The 14,286-nt window shown below is 67.5% G+C and carries 11 protein-coding genes; 6 read left to right on the top strand and 5 right to left on the bottom strand.

What is annotated here, in order from left to right; all coding sequences use genetic code 11:
* Nucleotides 1–61: 61 nt before the first annotated feature.
* From GM1_RS19695 to GM1_RS19680, 4 genes are all read right to left on the bottom strand, one after another.
* Entirely contained in the window at nucleotides 62–1,228 is a 1,167-nt protein-coding gene (locus GM1_RS19695; RefSeq protein ID WP_008381836.1) for an alpha/beta hydrolase family protein, read from the bottom strand.
* A 101-nt stretch (nucleotides 1,229–1,329) separates the two neighbouring features.
* Nucleotides 1,330–2,166, bottom strand: a complete 837-nt coding sequence (locus GM1_RS19690) for a mycofactocin-coupled SDR family oxidoreductase (RefSeq protein ID WP_008381835.1) — start codon at nucleotides 2,164–2,166, stop codon at nucleotides 1,330–1,332.
* Between the two features lie 108 nt (nucleotides 2,167–2,274).
* Entirely contained in the window at nucleotides 2,275–3,138 is an 864-nt protein-coding gene (locus GM1_RS19685; protein ID WP_008381834.1) for a helix-turn-helix domain-containing protein, read from the bottom strand.
* 27 nt (nucleotides 3,139–3,165) lie between these two features.
* Complete coding sequence (locus tag GM1_RS19680; RefSeq protein ID WP_008381832.1) at nucleotides 3,166–7,059, bottom strand: Pls/PosA family non-ribosomal peptide synthetase; 3,894 nt, start codon at nucleotides 7,057–7,059, stop codon at nucleotides 3,166–3,168.
* 199 nt (nucleotides 7,060–7,258) lie between these two features.
* Here GM1_RS19680 and fgd point away from each other — a divergent pair, with 199 nt between their 5' ends.
* Entirely contained in the window at nucleotides 7,259–8,269 is a 1,011-nt protein-coding gene (gene fgd, locus GM1_RS19675) for a glucose-6-phosphate dehydrogenase (coenzyme-F420) (protein WP_008381830.1), read from the top strand.
* 357 nt (nucleotides 8,270–8,626) lie between these two features.
* Here fgd and GM1_RS19670 read toward each other — a convergent pair whose 3' ends face one another.
* Nucleotides 8,627–9,175: a hypothetical protein gene (locus GM1_RS19670; protein WP_008381829.1), complete on the bottom strand. Its 549-nt coding sequence runs from the start codon at nucleotides 9,173–9,175 to the stop codon at nucleotides 8,627–8,629.
* 205 nt (nucleotides 9,176–9,380) lie between these two features.
* Between GM1_RS19670 and GM1_RS19665 the strand changes: the two genes are divergently transcribed.
* The 5 genes from GM1_RS19665 to GM1_RS19645 all read left to right on the top strand — a co-directional run bounded on the left by GM1_RS19665 (nucleotide 9,381) and on the right by GM1_RS19645 (nucleotide 14,192).
* Nucleotides 9,381–10,445 (top strand): helix-turn-helix domain-containing protein, encoded by a 1,065-nt coding sequence (locus GM1_RS19665; RefSeq protein ID WP_040520811.1) that lies wholly within the window; start codon nucleotides 9,381–9,383, stop codon nucleotides 10,443–10,445.
* Nucleotides 10,446–10,708: 263 nt separating this feature from the next.
* On the top strand, nucleotides 10,709–11,464 hold the full coding sequence (locus GM1_RS19660) for an SDR family oxidoreductase (RefSeq protein ID WP_008381827.1): 756 nt from the start codon (nucleotides 10,709–10,711) through the stop codon (nucleotides 11,462–11,464).
* A 28-nt stretch (nucleotides 11,465–11,492) separates the two neighbouring features.
* On the top strand, nucleotides 11,493–11,945 hold the full coding sequence (locus GM1_RS19655; RefSeq protein ID WP_008381825.1) for a MaoC family dehydratase: 453 nt from the start codon (nucleotides 11,493–11,495) through the stop codon (nucleotides 11,943–11,945).
* Nucleotides 11,945–12,967, top strand: coding sequence for a phosphotransferase family protein (locus GM1_RS19650; RefSeq protein WP_008381823.1), 1,023 nt, complete (start codon nucleotides 11,945–11,947; stop codon nucleotides 12,965–12,967). Before GM1_RS19655 ends, GM1_RS19650 begins: the two co-directional genes overlap by 1 nt.
* Before the next feature lies 1 nt (nucleotide 12,968).
* Nucleotides 12,969–14,192 carry an acyl-CoA dehydrogenase family protein gene (locus tag GM1_RS19645; RefSeq protein ID WP_008381822.1) on the top strand — a complete coding sequence of 408 codons (1,224 nt, stop codon included), beginning with the start codon at nucleotides 12,969–12,971 and terminating at the stop codon, nucleotides 14,190–14,192.
* The last annotated feature ends 94 nt before the right edge of the window (nucleotides 14,193–14,286 follow it).

Genomic DNA, 14,286 nt, shown 5'->3' with positions numbered 1-14,286 from the left:
GGCGCGGCGACCGGCCATGCCCGGCACTCGACCGAAGGAGTTCAAGACGCGAGCGGATCAGTCAGCAGGTACCGACCGGAGCTGAACCCTTGATCACCTGATCGCCGAATGTCTGGGCGTCCGTCACCGAGTCGGTGACGACTGCGCGGTGATCGGCGCCATTGTAGATCCGGTAGTCGACGGATGCCTTGCGACCGCACAGAGTCGACACCAGACCGTCCGTGCCCGCCTTGCCGACGAGTGTGTCGGCGGTGCCCTGCGCGATGAGAACCGGAACACGCGGTGTCGTGCGCGACGGATCCTGGCTGTTCAGATACGTGCTGAGCGCAGTGAAGTCGGCACCCGGTCGAAACACCTTGGCGGGTGCGACCGCAGGCATGCCGCGCAGTTGGGTGAGGCATGAGGACGCTCGAGCCGCATCGACCATGGGCGCCATGTCGTCGGAGAAGACGGCCGACGGATTGACGGATGGGCGCGCGGCGTTCGCGCCCAGCACGATCAGCGGTAGGAACGATTCGGCGGCTTCCGCGCCCGGTTGCGCGGACCGAACGAAGTCGACGGTCTGACTGAGGCCGACGCCGCCCGGTGCGAGGGCGATCGCGCCCTTGAGCTGCAGAGACGGCTGTCGTGCATCGCCTTGCTGTGCGGTGAACAGCGCGGCCTGTCCGCCTTGGCTGTGGCCTGCGACGATCCACTCCCTGCCGATTCGGCGGTCGACCGATTGCGCCGCCTTGACGATGTCCGCGACGGTGTTGGCCTCGCTCGTTCCGTTGATGTACGGGTGCCCGCCGGGAGTTCCGAGCCCTTCATAGTCCGCGGCCACGACGGCGTATCCGCGTGTGATCCAGGTGTCGAGGACGCCGGTCACCGGACCGAGATAGGCGTGGCTCGGTCCGGTCGCGGTGTCTCGCGACGGTGCGCACACATCGGCGTACCCGGTGGTTCCGTGCGCCCAGCTGATCGTCGGCCAGCCACCGCGTGGAGCCTTCCCGCGTGGGACGGCCACGATGCCGGACACTACGATCGGTTGTCCTTGCGCACCGGTCGAGGTGTAGGTGACGGCTCGGGTGAATGCGGCGCTCGGGAGCACCGCAGCGGTGGTCAGCGGCTGCTGCGTGAGCAGGCGGCCCGCGCCGCCGGGCGTCGCGTCGCCGACGGCAGGCAGGCACGTCGACGCCGAGGTGACGACGAACGCGGCTGCCGCGAATAGAGCGAGTCTCTTCATCATGGGAACTCCTGTGGGGGCTCGGGAGGGACTGACGGCTAGGGCGTGTTGCGAAACTCTTCCGCCGAGACATGCGAAGAGCGTTTCGCAACACGCCCTAGTGGTCAGGAGGAGACGCGGGCGGCGGCGCCCGCGTCGATCGGCACCACGGTGCCGGTGATGTGCGAGGTCAGCTCGTCGGCGAGGAAGAGGACCACGCGGGTCACCTCTTCGGGTTCGATGAACGGAACCGGCTGGGCGTGGAGCGAGGCGAACACTGGAGCGACGTCGTCGCGCGTGGGCGCCTCCAGATCGGGGCGCATCCGCTTGTAGAGCGGCTCGTTGTGGACCATCGGCGTCGAGATGTTGCCGGGAGCGATCACGTTGACGGTGACACCTGTACCGGCCAGTTCGAGTGCGGCGCTCTTGCTCAGGCCGATGACTCCCCACTTGCTGGCGCTGTAGGCGGCCATGCCGGGGGCGGCGGACCGGCCCATCATGGAGCTGACGGTGACGATCCGTCCGTAGCCGTTGGCCGCCATCACCGGGGCGACTGCTGCGACGGTGTTGAAGACGCCGGTCAGGTTGGTGCCGATCACTTCGTTCCACATGGCCTCGGTGAGCCCGGTGAGTCCTTCGGCGACCGAGACGCCGGCGTTGGCGATCGCGATGTCGATCCGTCCGAATTCGTCGACCGCCCGGGCGACGGCGTCGTCCATCGCGGTCCGATCGGCGACGTCGGCGACGACTGCCAGGCATCGGCGACCGAGGTCGGTCACCGCCTTCGCGGTGTCGTCGAGTTCGGAGCGGATGGCGAGTGGATACGCGACGGAGGCGCTGTCGGTGCACCGGTCGACGAGCACGATGTCTGCGCCTCGCTCGGCGAGCGCCAGCGCATGGGTTCGACCCTGCCCCCGCGCGCCGCCGGTGATGAAGGCTGTTCGCCCGGAGAAGCTGCTCATCGGATGCCACGCCCTTTCATTGGTCGAATATTCGACCAGTTCGGTAGAATTGGTGATGGGCGTCACGCTACGCCGTTGCCTGAGCACAGGTCAACGGTTCGTCGAGATCTACAGATTCGGACGGCGCCCGTCGAGCAGAGACGTCACGGCGTCGGCTGTGTCGCGGACCCGTCGTCCACGTTCGGCGATGTCGGACGAGGCGAGATCGTCGTGCGCGTACAGAGACAGCATGAGCGACGGTGCGCCCGCGCCGTCGAAGCACAGCGCGGAGATCGCGCCGACGCGATGGACTGCGGACGGATCGGAGCGCAGAGCGGACTGAAGGAGCAGTCGCTGCTCTCGCATGGTCGCGAGAAGATCCCCGATCAGCTCCAGGACCTCCGGTGCGAGCGCGCGGGAGTTCTCGCCGATGATCCGGTAGACGCGCTCGAGAGTCGGTGACAGGTTCTCGACGACGTACCCGGCCGATCGGTACTCGTCGGCCAGCAGCCGCAACTCCTCCGACTCCGGGGGATCGGACTGTCCGATGCCGAACAGTGACGCGGTCGGAAGCACGATCGGAAAGCTCTGCCCGACGCTTGTCAAAGGAAGCATCCCTGCCGGGGTCGTCACCTCCACGACGAGGAAGTCGTCGCCGTCATGGGCGGCCGCGACCACCATCGATCCGAACGTGTCGCTGAGTTCCTGCATGCGTTCGGCCACTGCGGGAGGCAGTGCGAACGCACGTTGTGCGGCCTGCCCCGCCGTCACCAGGGCGGGACCGAGACCGTAGGTCTTCGTGCCGGCGTCGAGTCTCAGGTACCCAGCGTCGCTCAGCTCGGTGAGGATCGCGAGGCACGTCGGCTTGCTGATACCGCAGACACGCGCGAGCTCGGAGAGTCCGAGCTTCTCACCCGGATGTCGGGTCAGTGCTTCGATCACGTCGATCACTCGACGAGTCGGCGGTGACGCACTGCGTGCGGAGGATCCCACGCGTATCAGCCTAGTGCCAGGACGCTCCTATGGAGTCCACGGTGCGATCGGGTTGCCCTGCCACGTGGTGTGGGCGGGGACCACGTCGCCGCGCATCACGAGCGACGCGGGGCCGACGGTCGCGGATTCGCCGACGCCCGACGCCGGGAGTGCGACGCAGTGTGGGCCGAGGGTGGCGCCTGCACCGAGTCGGACACTGTCGATCGCCATCACCCGATCGTGGAACAGGTGCGTCTGGACCACGCAGCCGCGCTGCACGTTCGAACCGTCGCCGAGTTCAACGAGGTCGGCTTCCGGCAGCCAGTACGACTCGCACCACACACCGCGACCGATCGTCGCGCCGAGCGAGCGGAGCCACAGGTTCAGCACCGGGGTGCCGGTGGCGGCGTTTGCGAACCACGGCGCTGCGACGGTCTCGACGAAGGCGTCGGACAACTCGTTGCGCCACACGAACGAACTCCACAGTGGATGCTCCGACGTGCGGATGGGGCCGACGACAGTCCACTTGGCGATGCAGGCGACGGCGCCTGCGACGGCACCCGCCGCGAGCAACACCAAACCGCTGACCAGCGCGGCGATCGCCACGCCACGCTTGTCTGCGGTGATCTGAAGTGCGAACAACACTGCGACGCCGATCGAGAACGACACCATGACGGCGACGAGACGCAGCGTCTCGACGATGCTGCGCGCCACCTTCACTCCGAATCCGGGAGCGAACGTGCGTGACGAGTCGGTCTCGGCCGCAGTGCGGCGCAGGCGGACCGGCGGGCTGCCGAGCCAACTCGAACCGCTCTTCGCCTTCTGCGGCGCCGCCGACAGCACCGCCACCAGACCGTTCTTGGGGACCTTGCGGTCGGGCGCGATCATGCCGGAGTTGCCGAGGAATGCGCGCTTGCCGACCTTGGCCTCGCCGATCCGCATCCAGCCACCGCCGAGTTCGTACGACGCGACGAGCGTGTCGTCGGCCAGGAACGAGTCGTCGCCGACCGTGGTGAACTTGGGGATCACGAGCGCGGTCGAGATCTCGGCACCCTTGCCGATGGAGGCGCCGAGAGCACGGAACCACCACGGTGTCAGCAAGCTCGCGTACAGCGGGAACAGGTACGTGCGGGCGGCGTCCATCATTCGTTCGGTGATCCACACCTGCCAGCCCACGCGGGAGCGGACCGGGTGGACTCCGGCGGTCATGCCGATCGACGCGAGCCGCACGATGATCAGGGTGAGAATCGCGAACACCGCCATCGCGGCGAGCGCCCCTGCGGGAGCGAGCGCCAACATCCGCCAGGTCGCGGTGCGCAGTCGGTCGGCCGACAGCGCCCAGCTGCCCGCGACGGCGAGCCCCGCGGCGAGGGAGACCAGGGGGACGCCGGAGATGCCGAGCGCGGTGAGGCCGTACACGGCCACCCACCAGCGTCGTGGCTGCGGCCGTTCCTTCGGCCATTCCGACTTGGCTTTGCCGAGCTTCACCGCCGGGGAGCCGCCCCAGCGCTGACGAGATTTCACCTTGCCGACGACTGCGGAGCCGGGATCGACGATGGCGTCGCGTCCGACGACCGCGCCGGGAAGCAGCGTCGACCGGCTGCCGACAGTGGCGCCTGGCTTCACGATGATCTCTCCGATGTGGAGGACGTCGCCGTCGAGCCACCAACCCGCGAGGTCGACTTCGGGCTCAATCGCCGCGCCGTCGCCGATGCGGAGGAGTCCGGTGACCGGAGGAAGGGAATGCAGGTCGACGCCCTCGCCGATCGTGGCGCCGAGCGCACGGGCCAGCGTCGACATCCACGGTGCGCCCGACAGGTTGTGGGCGCCGCTGGCGGCCATCAGACGTTCGGCGGTCCAGAGTCGGATGTGGACGCCGCCGCCACGCGGGTAGTCGCCGGGTCCGACACCTGCGAGGAGCAGGCGAGCGCCGACCGCGGCGATGATCATGCGACCGAGCGGCGTGACGAAGACGATGAATGCGGCGAGCAGCGCCCACCAGTTCACCGAGATCAGCCACGGTGCGTCGTAGCCGAGCGAGTCGGCGACGGCGCGGCCGATGTTGTTCGCGACGCCGAGCCACGTGACCCACTGCACGCCGGTGAGTGTGGCGAGCGGAATGGATGCGACTGTCTGCGCGAGGCCCGTCGACAGGGGGACGGGCTTCACCACTCGCGGTTCGACGGCCGCCGACGGGTCGAGCGCGTCGAGCATCTCCGCGAGCGAACCCAGGCGGGGGTGGTCGTAGAGGTCCGCGACGGTGATCTCCGGGTACCGACTGCGCAGCGCCGTCACCAGTTGGGCTGCCGACAGTGATCCGCCGCCTTCGGCGAAGAAGTCGGCCTTCGCGTTGCCGATGGTCACACCGAGGACGTTGGTCCACTGCTCGGCGAGCCAGCCTTCGGTGCCGGAGAGATCGGACGGGCCGTCGCCCGCGTCGGAGCCAGCGACGGGCCAGGGGAGTGCGTCGCGGTCGACCTTGCCCGACGTTCGGGTGGGCAGTTCGTCGAGCATGACGAGCCGCGGGACGAGAGCTGCGGGGAGTTCGTCGCGCAGACGGGCCTGTGCGGCGGCGACGTCGAAGTCGGAGTCGGTGGATGCGAGGTAGCCGACCAGAATCGACGATCCTGACCCGGTCTTGCGGACCGCGGCCGCTGCGCCGCTCACGCCGGGCAGATTCTGCAGCGCGTTGTCGACCTCGCCGAGCTCGATGCGCCGTCCGCCGATCTTCACCTGATCGTCCGCGCGGCCGACGAACAGGAGGCCGCGGCGGTCGAGCGTCACGATGTCGCCGCTGCGGTACGCGCGTTCCCAACCGAGAACAGGTGCGGGGGCGTACTTCTCGGCGTCCTTCTCGGGATCGAGGTAGCGAGCCAGGCCGACGCCGCCGATCACCAGCTCGCCCGACTCGCCTTCCGCGACGGGCTTGCCGTTCGGGTCCACGACGGCCAGATCCCAGCCGATGAGCGGAAGTCCGATGCGGACCGGTTCGCCGCGTCGCAGTGGCGAAGCGCAGGCGACGACGGTCGCCTCGGTGGGCCCGTACGTGTTCCAGACCTCGCGGTCGTCGGTGGCGAGACGGTCGGAGAGTTCGGGAGGGCAGGCCTCACCGCCGAAGATCAGGAGCCGGACGGCTTCGACGGCCTCGGCGGGCCACATCGATGCGAGCGTCGGAACGGTCGAGACGACGTTGATGTCCCGCTTCACCAGCCACGGCCCGAGGTCCATGCCGGAGCGGACGAGGGCGCGGGGCGCGGGGACCAGGCATGCTCCGCTGCGCCACGCCAGCCACATCTCTTCGCACGACGCGTCGAACGCCACCGAGAGGCCGGCGAGTACTCGGTCGCCGGGGCCGAGCGGCTCGTCCTGGAGGAAGAGCGCGGCTTCGGCGTCGACGAATGCGGCGGCGTTCCGATGCGTCACCGCGACGCCCTTCGGCTTGCCGGTGGAGCCGGAGGTGAAGATGATCCACGCGTCGTCCGACTGCCTGGCAGGGGAGGTGCCGACAGGTGCGACAGGTCCGTCGAGCGGAGCCGTCGCATCGCGGCCAGACTGCGGATGGACGCCGTCGTCGTCGAACAACGCGTCGATGTCGGCTTCGCCGAACACGAGGTTCGCGCGTTCGTCCGGATCGTCCGCGTCGACCGGCACATAGGCCGCACCGGCCCACAGGGTCGCGAGGATCGCGATGTAGAGGTCGCGGGATCCGGACGGCATGCGCACGCCGACTCGGTGACCGCGCCCGACGCCGATCGCGGCAAGCCTGCCGCTGACTCGACGTACCAGTGCGAGCAGTTCCGAGTAGGTGACGAGTTGATCCCCGTCGTCGATGGCGGGCGCGTCGGGATACGTGCGCGCGGTCTCGGCGAGGACATCGCAGAGAGTGCGTCCGGCCGGCGCTTGATCGCCGAGAAGGAACTCCGCTGGAATCGGCACGTGCATGTCCTCCGAGGATCGAAACTGAGTCGGGTGACGCGCACGAGTACCGCGTCGCAGTCATTTTGCCCCACCAAGGGCCGCTCCGCAGTGCAGGACGAATCCGCGGTCGTCGTATGGTGGATTCGAGTGTGACGGCCCACACGGACGATGGTGGGCGGCCCGCGCGCGTACACGTCCTCGTCCTCCCTCTCGAAGGAGAAGCATGGCTTCGCTCAAGCTCGGCCTCAAGGCCTCAGCAGAACAGTTCGGTCCCCGCGATCTCGTGGAACTCGGTGTCGCAGCCGAGGAGTTCGGCCTCGACTCGGTGACGGTCAGCGACCACTTCCAGCCGTGGCGTCACAACGGCGGCCACGCACCGTTCTCGATCGCCTGGATGACCGCTGTCGGTGAGCGCACCGAGCGCATCCAGATGGGCACCTCGGTGATGACTCCGACGTTCCGCTACAACCCGGCCGTCGTCGCGCAGGCGTTCGCGACGATGGCCTGCCTGTACCCGGATCGCGTGATGCTCGGCGTCGGCACCGGCGAGGCCTTGAACGAGTACGCCACCGGTTTCCAAGGTGAATGGCCCGAGTTCAAGGAACGCTTCGCCCGCCTGCGCGAATCGGTCCGGCTCATGCGTGAGCTCTGGACCGGCGATCAGGTCGACTTCGAGGGCGACTACTACTCCACCAAGGGCGCCTACATGTACGACATCCCGGAGAAGCCGGTGCCCGTCTACATCGCCGCCGGGGGTCCCGTCGTCGCTCGCTATGCCGGCCGCGCAGGTGACGGATTCATCTGCACCTCCGGCAAGGGCATGGACCTCTACACGGAGAAGCTGATCCCGGCGGTCAAGGAAGGCGCGGCTAAGGCCGAACGCGACGTCGACACCATCGACAAGATGATCGAGATCAAGATCTCCTACGACCGCGACCCGGCCCGCGCGCTGGAGCAGACCCGCTTCTGGGCACCGCTGTCGTTGACGCCGGAGCAGAAGCACTCGGTGACCAGCTCGGTGGAGATGGAACGCCTCGCCGACGAACTGCCGATCGAGCAGGTCGCCAAGCGCTGGATCATCGCCTCCGACCCGCAAGACGCCGTCGCACAGATCAAGCAGTACATCGACGCAGGCCTGAACCACCTCGTCTTCCACAACCCCGGAGCCGACCAACGTCGTTTCCTCGAAGCATTCACCGAGGACGTCGTCCCGGAGCTCCGCAAGCTCGCCTGACTCGGCGTTCGCGGCGTTCCTCGACGAACGCGGCTTTCGTCGACGTACACCGACGCTTCATCGACAAACGCGGCCTTCCTGAAGGCCGCGTTTGTCGTTGAGGGTCGCGGCGAGGTTGTGCGGTGTCGCTGTGGGTGGGTCTGGCGAAAAGATGCTTGGGACGACGGGAGGTGGCCGGTTCAGCGTGAATCAGCCAGTTCCCTCTGGTCATGGCGTCTTTGGGCGTCTCCCGCAGGGAGGGTGCTGCGCGGAGTGCCGTCGCGACCTTCACTGACAAACGCGGACTTCAGGAAGGCCGCGTTTGTCGACGAAGTGTCGATCTATGTCGAGGAGTGCAGCGTTGCCGCGTCCCTCTGCTCAGCTGCATTCCTCTGTGCCCGCGGCGTTGGTCCGGCACGTCACGGTCACCGGCGGCGGATCGTCGGTGACGGTATCGGTGACGGTAGCGGTTCGGGTGCGGGTCACGGTTTCGGTCTCGGTCTGCGTGCGTTCGGCGGTCTCGGTGGCGGTTTGCGTCGCGGTGCGAGTCTTCGCGGTGCCCGAGGCGGTCTCGGTCTCGGTGGTGGTGGCGACGCTGGTCACGGTGCGGGTGGGGGCGGGGCTGCCGCTCTTCTGGCCGACGATGAAGAACCCGAGGATCACGATGGCCGCCGCCGCGCAGGCGACGGCGGTGATGATCTGCCAGCGACGTACGACGGTGTTGACCGCATCCTTGTCTGCCGCGGCCGCCGCCGCGGTGGGACTGCCGTAGAGGTCGGTCGGGACCGGGCCGTAGGGCGTCTGGGCGTACTCGTTCGATTCGACGGGCGAATGCTGGTGGTCAGCGTTCTGGTACGGAGGAAGCGTGCTGTTCGGGTCGCCTGCCGCCGGGTCGTCGGACGACGGCGGGATAGGAGGCTGGGTCAACGGATGCTCCTCGAACGGGACTGTCCAGCCTGGGCCGGAATCGGGCGTTCGTACACAGTACCGCGAACCGCAATAGATCGATCGATCAAATTTCTTCTGGGAAGTCTGGTGAAAGCTTGCTCGTGGAAGTAACGTTCATCACGGCAACCGCCTCGGCTCCCTCCCAAGCCGACCTTGAAACCCCGATTTTTTTGAGGTCATCTCTATGACAACCATGAATATGACGCGTCCCGCCCAGGCCACGGCGCGCCCCCACGCACGAAATCACGACGCGATGACGCTGGGTACCCAGCTCACTCCGCGCACTGTGGCCGCATGGGAAGCGCGACTCGGCATCGAGCGCCAGCGCATGTCCCGGCCGGACCGTTTCATCGGAAGTGCCGGTGTGGCGGAATGGAACGCCGACATCGAGGTCACCTCCCACGACCCCGAGCAGTTCCGCGCCGTTCGCTACTCGCGAGAGCTGTCGATGATGGGCACGTTCTGCGCTCTCCACTCGGCAGTCCGGATGGAACGCACGGCCGAGAGCATCAAGGCCAACCCCTCGGAGCTGCTGCTGGTGACGGTCACGTCGATGCGCGGAAAGTCGGTCGTCCGTCAGGCGGGCCAGGAGCATGCGTACGGTGCGGGCGACCTGCTGTTCGTCTCGACGTCCACCCAGTTCCAGCTGACGACGGCGGCCGTCTCCGACCCGTCGGGCCTGGTGATCCCCCTCTCGCTGCTCGGCAAGCACCGCTTCGTGGCGGAGCAGCCGCGTCGTCCGATCAACAGTCGGACCCCGCTGTCGCGCGCCGCCGCGGGCTTCGTTCGCCGCTTCGCCGCCGACACCGCGGCCTCCGACTTCCCTGCGCCTGCTGGAGACACCGAGCTTGCCGCGATCGACCTCGTGACCGCGGCCCTCGCCGAGCTTGCGTCGGACGATCGCTACGTCCTGCAGGACGACTCGCTGTTCAACCATCAGGCCGCACTCGACCTGATCGCCCGGAGTCACCGTGATCCCGACTTCACGCCGGACTCAATCGCCGCTGAGCTGCACCTGTCACGCCGGCAGCTGTACCGCCTGTTCGAGAACACTGAGAACTCGCTCGCGACTCGTATCGCGGACTCGCGTATCGAGACCGCACGCGAGATGCTCATCGCGAATCCGTGGCTGCCGATCGGCAACATCTCCGCCGCCTCCGGTTTCCGGTCGGTTGCGACGTTCCGAAACCGCTTCAAGGCGCGGCACGGCGTCGGCCCGGTCGAGTACCGCCAGCGCATCATGTCCTGACCCGACATCTCGGATCAGCAGAAGCCCCGCTCAGACGAACATCGTCTGAGCGGGGCTTTCTCGTCGGCGGAGTCGTGACGGAAGCCATCATCACGGAAGTGGTTGACGGGCATCACAGCGTGCGGCATAGTGGGCATCACCGTAACTAAGCGCTTGCTTAGCGAGTTGACGGTGAACAGGCGGTGCGTCTGCGGCGAAACGCCTGCGACGCGCCCACACCTGAGGCGACCATGGCAGCGGACCCACTCTTGACAGGAGAACTCATGACCACCCAGCGCGTAGCGATCGTCACCGGAGCAGCCCGCGGAATCGGGGCCGAAGTGGCTCGCCGCCTGTCGTCTGACGGCCACGCCGTCGCCGTCCTCGATCTCGACGAGGCCGCCTGCCAGAGCGTCGTCGACGGCATCACCGCCTCCGGTGGACGTGCGCTCGCCGTCGGTGCGGACGTCTCGGACGAAGGCGCCGTCAAGGCGGCCGTCGAGCGTGTCGCCGCGGAACTCGGCGCACCGACGATCCTCGTCAACAACGCCGGAATCATCCGCGACAACCTCATCTTCAAGATGACCCTCTCCGACTGGGACTCGGTCATGGCCGTGCATCTCCGCGGCGCGTTCCTCATGGCCCGCGAGGTGCAGACCTACCAGACCAAGGAGAAGTGGGGCCGCATCGTCAACCTGTCGTCGACGTCGGCGCTGGGCAACCGCGGCCAGGCCAACTACTCGGCGGCCAAGGCCGGCATGCAGGGGTTCACCAAGACCCTCGCTCTCGAACTCGGCCGATTCGGTGTCACCGCCAATGCGATCGCCCCCGGATTCATCGCCACCGAGATGACCGCTGCCACCGCCGAGCGCATGGGCGTCACGTTCGACGACTTCAAGACCGCCGCCGCTCGCGAGATCCCCGTCCAGCGTGTCGGTGAGCCCGCCGACATCGCCCACGCCGTCAGCTTCTACGCAAGCGAAGGCGCAGGCTTCGTCTCCGGCCAGGTCTTGTACGTCGCCGGCGGCCCGAAGGACTGAGCGGGTCCAGGGAGGAGCGGAGAAGATCATGAAGATTCTCAACGGCAAGGACGAACTCGTCGCGGCGGTCGGATCGCACTTGGGGTACTCCGACTGGGTCGAGGTGGACCAGGCGCGCATCGACATGTTCGCCGAGGCCACCGGTGATCACCAGTGGATCCACGTCGATCCCGAGAAGGCAGCCGAGGGGCCCTTCGGCACGACCATCGCGCACGGGTTTCTCACCCTGTCCCTGATCCCGATGCTCTCCTGGCAGGTGTACAAGGTCGAGGGCACCAAGATGGGCGTCAACTACGGCAGCAACAAGGTCCGCTTCCCGTCCCACGTCCCCGTCGGGTCCCGGCTGCGCGCAGGCGTCGAGATCGCCTCGGTCACCGAGACTCCCGCGGGCCACCAGGTGGTCGCGCGCGTGACCGTCGAGCGCGAGGGCGGCGAGAAGCCCGTCTGCGTCGCCGAGACCGTCTCGGTCCTGGTGTTCTGATGTCGGGGGACGTCGACACTCCGGGCCTGGATCTGAAGGTCCTCGGCGCCTGGCTGCCGTCGCACGTAGACGGCGCCGGGAGCGACCTGTCGGCCACGCTCATAGCGGGCGGCAAGTCGAACCTCACGTATCGCATCTCGGACGGTGAGTCGACGTGGATTCTGCGTCGACCGCCGGTCGGAAAGCTGCTGGCGACCGCTCACGACATGGGTCGCGAGCATCGGATGATGTCGGCCCTCGCGCCGACGTCGGTGCCGGTCCCGCACATGCACGCGTTCTGCGATGACGTCGACGTGCTCGGCGCGCCGTTCTACGTGATGTCCGACGTGAACGGCGTCCCCTATCGCTCGCAACACGAGCTGCGAGCACTGGGCGAGGCCCGTACGAAGGCGATCTCCGAGCGACTCGTCGACACGCTCGTCGACCTCCATCACGTCGACCCTGCCGAGGTCGGACTCGCCGACGCGGGACGTCCGGAAGGCTTCCTCGGTCGCCAGGTGGAACGGTGGCGCAAGCAGTTCGCCGCCGCGCACACTCGCGACCTGCCGACGATGGAGGCGCTGTACGCGCAGTTGGTCGAGCGTGTCCCGGCGGACGGCGCACCCGGGATCGTGCACGGCGACTACCGGCTCGACAACGTGCTCGTCGACCCCGACGACCGGCCGGCCGCCGTCATCGACTGGGAACTCGCGACGATCGGCGACTCCCTGACCGACCTCGCATTGATGCTGGTCTACGGACGTTTCGCCGCCATCACCGAGGGTGCGGTCAGCGACGTCAACCAAGCTCCCGGATATCTCACGGAAGACGAGGTGATCGCCCGATACGCCGCGGCGAGCCACCGTGATCTCGGAGATTTCGGCTTCTACCTCGCCCTCGCATGCTTCAAGCTCGCCGGCATCGTCGAGGGCATCTATTACCGGTTCGGTCAAGGGCAGACAGTCGGCGAAGGCTTCGCCGACGTCGGTGCGGGTGTGTTCCCGCTGCTCGACGCCGGGCTGGCCGCATTGAAGGAGAACTGAGATGGATTTCGGATTCGACGCGAAGACCGCCGAACTCGTCGAGGGGGTCACAGCGTTCATGGAATCGCACGTGTACCCGGCAGAGAAGGTGTTCCACGATCAGCTGCTCGCCGCGGGTGACGACCGGTGGGCGTGGGACTCCATGCCGATCTTGCAGGAACTGCGCGCCGAGGCCCGCAGCCGCGGGTACTGGAACTTCTTTCTGCCCGGAGAGGGTGGCGCGGGCCTGACGAATCTGCAGTACGCACCGATCGCCGAGATCACCGGGCGCAGCGGGCATCTGGCGCCGGCCGTGTTCAACTGCTCGGCACCGGACACCGGCAACATGGAGGTGCTGAACGAGTTCGGCACCGACGCTCAGAAGGCCCAGTGGCTGGAGCCGCTGCTCGACAGTCAGATCCGGTCGGCGTTCGCCATGACCGAACCCGATGTCGCGAGCTCGGACGCCACCAACATCGGGCTGTCGATCGTGCGCGATGGCAATGAGTACGTCATCAACGGCCGCAAGTGGTGGATCACCGGCGCGATGAACCCCAACGCCAAGATCTTCGTGGTGATGGGCAAGACCGATCCCGACGCCCCGCGCCACGCGCAGCAGTCTCAGGTCCTCGTTCCGCGTGACACCCCCGGGCTCGAAGTGGTCCGTCCGATGGAGGTGTTCGGTTACGACGATCACAGCCACGGCGGCCACGCGGAACTGCGGTTCACCGACGTCCGTGTCCCGGTGGAGAACATCATCGCCTCCGAAGGTGCGGGATTCGCGATCGCGCAGGCCCGTCTCGGACCCGGCCGCATCCATCACTGCATGCGTGCGATCGGCCTCGCCGAGCGTGCCATCGAGCTGATGTGCGACCGCGCGTCGAACCGCGTCGCGTTCGGTCGTCCGCTCGCCGAGCAGGGCGTGATCCGCGACTGGATCGCTGAGTCGCGAGTCCGCGTCGAGCAGTTGCGGTTGTTGGTCCTCAAGACCGCGTGGCTGATGGACACCGTCGGCAACAAGGGTGCACACACCGAGATCCAGGCGATCAAGATCGCCACTCCGCGCACCGTCCAGTGGATCCTCGACAAGGCGATCCAGACGCACGGCGCAGGCGGTCTGTCGCAGGACTTCCCGCTCGCGGAGTCGTACGCGGCGATCCGCACCCTCCGCTTCGCCGACGGCCCGGACGAGGTCCACAAGAACTCCCTCGCCAAGAACGAGATCCGTCGCCAGCAGAACCGCTGACCGTCGTTCGCTTCGAGCGGCGACGAGCTTTCCTGCCTATTGAGCAGCAACGAGCTTCTCTGCTCCTTGAGCTATGACGAGCCCTCACTGCTCC

It is taken from the genome of Gordonia malaquae NBRC 108250 (assembly GCF_000344135.1).
GTDB classification, from domain to species: Bacteria; Actinomycetota; Actinomycetes; order Mycobacteriales; family Mycobacteriaceae; genus Gordonia; species Gordonia malaquae.
This window is presented reverse-complemented; position numbering and strand designations above follow the sequence as displayed.

Excerpts from the sequence above, each read along its gene's own strand:
- GM1_RS19695 (WP_008381836.1), bottom strand. The coding sequence starts at position 1,228 with ATGATGAAGAGACTCGCTCTATTCGCGGCAGCCGCGTTCGTCGTCACC.
- GM1_RS19690 (WP_008381835.1), bottom strand. The coding sequence starts at position 2,166 with ATGAGCAGCTTCTCCGGGCGAACAGCCTTCATCACCGGCGGCGCGCGG.
- GM1_RS19680 (WP_008381832.1), bottom strand. The coding sequence starts at position 7,059 with ATGCACGTGCCGATTCCAGCGGAGTTCCTTCTCGGCGATCAAGCGCCG.
- fgd (WP_008381830.1), top strand. The coding sequence starts at position 7,259 with ATGGCTTCGCTCAAGCTCGGCCTCAAGGCCTCAGCAGAACAGTTCGGT.
- GM1_RS19665 (WP_040520811.1), top strand. The coding sequence starts at position 9,381 with ATGACAACCATGAATATGACGCGTCCCGCCCAGGCCACGGCGCGCCCC.
- GM1_RS19660 (WP_008381827.1), top strand. The coding sequence starts at position 10,709 with ATGACCACCCAGCGCGTAGCGATCGTCACCGGAGCAGCCCGCGGAATC.
- GM1_RS19655 (WP_008381825.1), top strand. The coding sequence starts at position 11,493 with ATGAAGATTCTCAACGGCAAGGACGAACTCGTCGCGGCGGTCGGATCG.
- GM1_RS19650 (WP_008381823.1), top strand. The coding sequence starts at position 11,945 with ATGTCGGGGGACGTCGACACTCCGGGCCTGGATCTGAAGGTCCTCGGC.
- GM1_RS19645 (WP_008381822.1), top strand. The coding sequence starts at position 12,969 with ATGGATTTCGGATTCGACGCGAAGACCGCCGAACTCGTCGAGGGGGTC.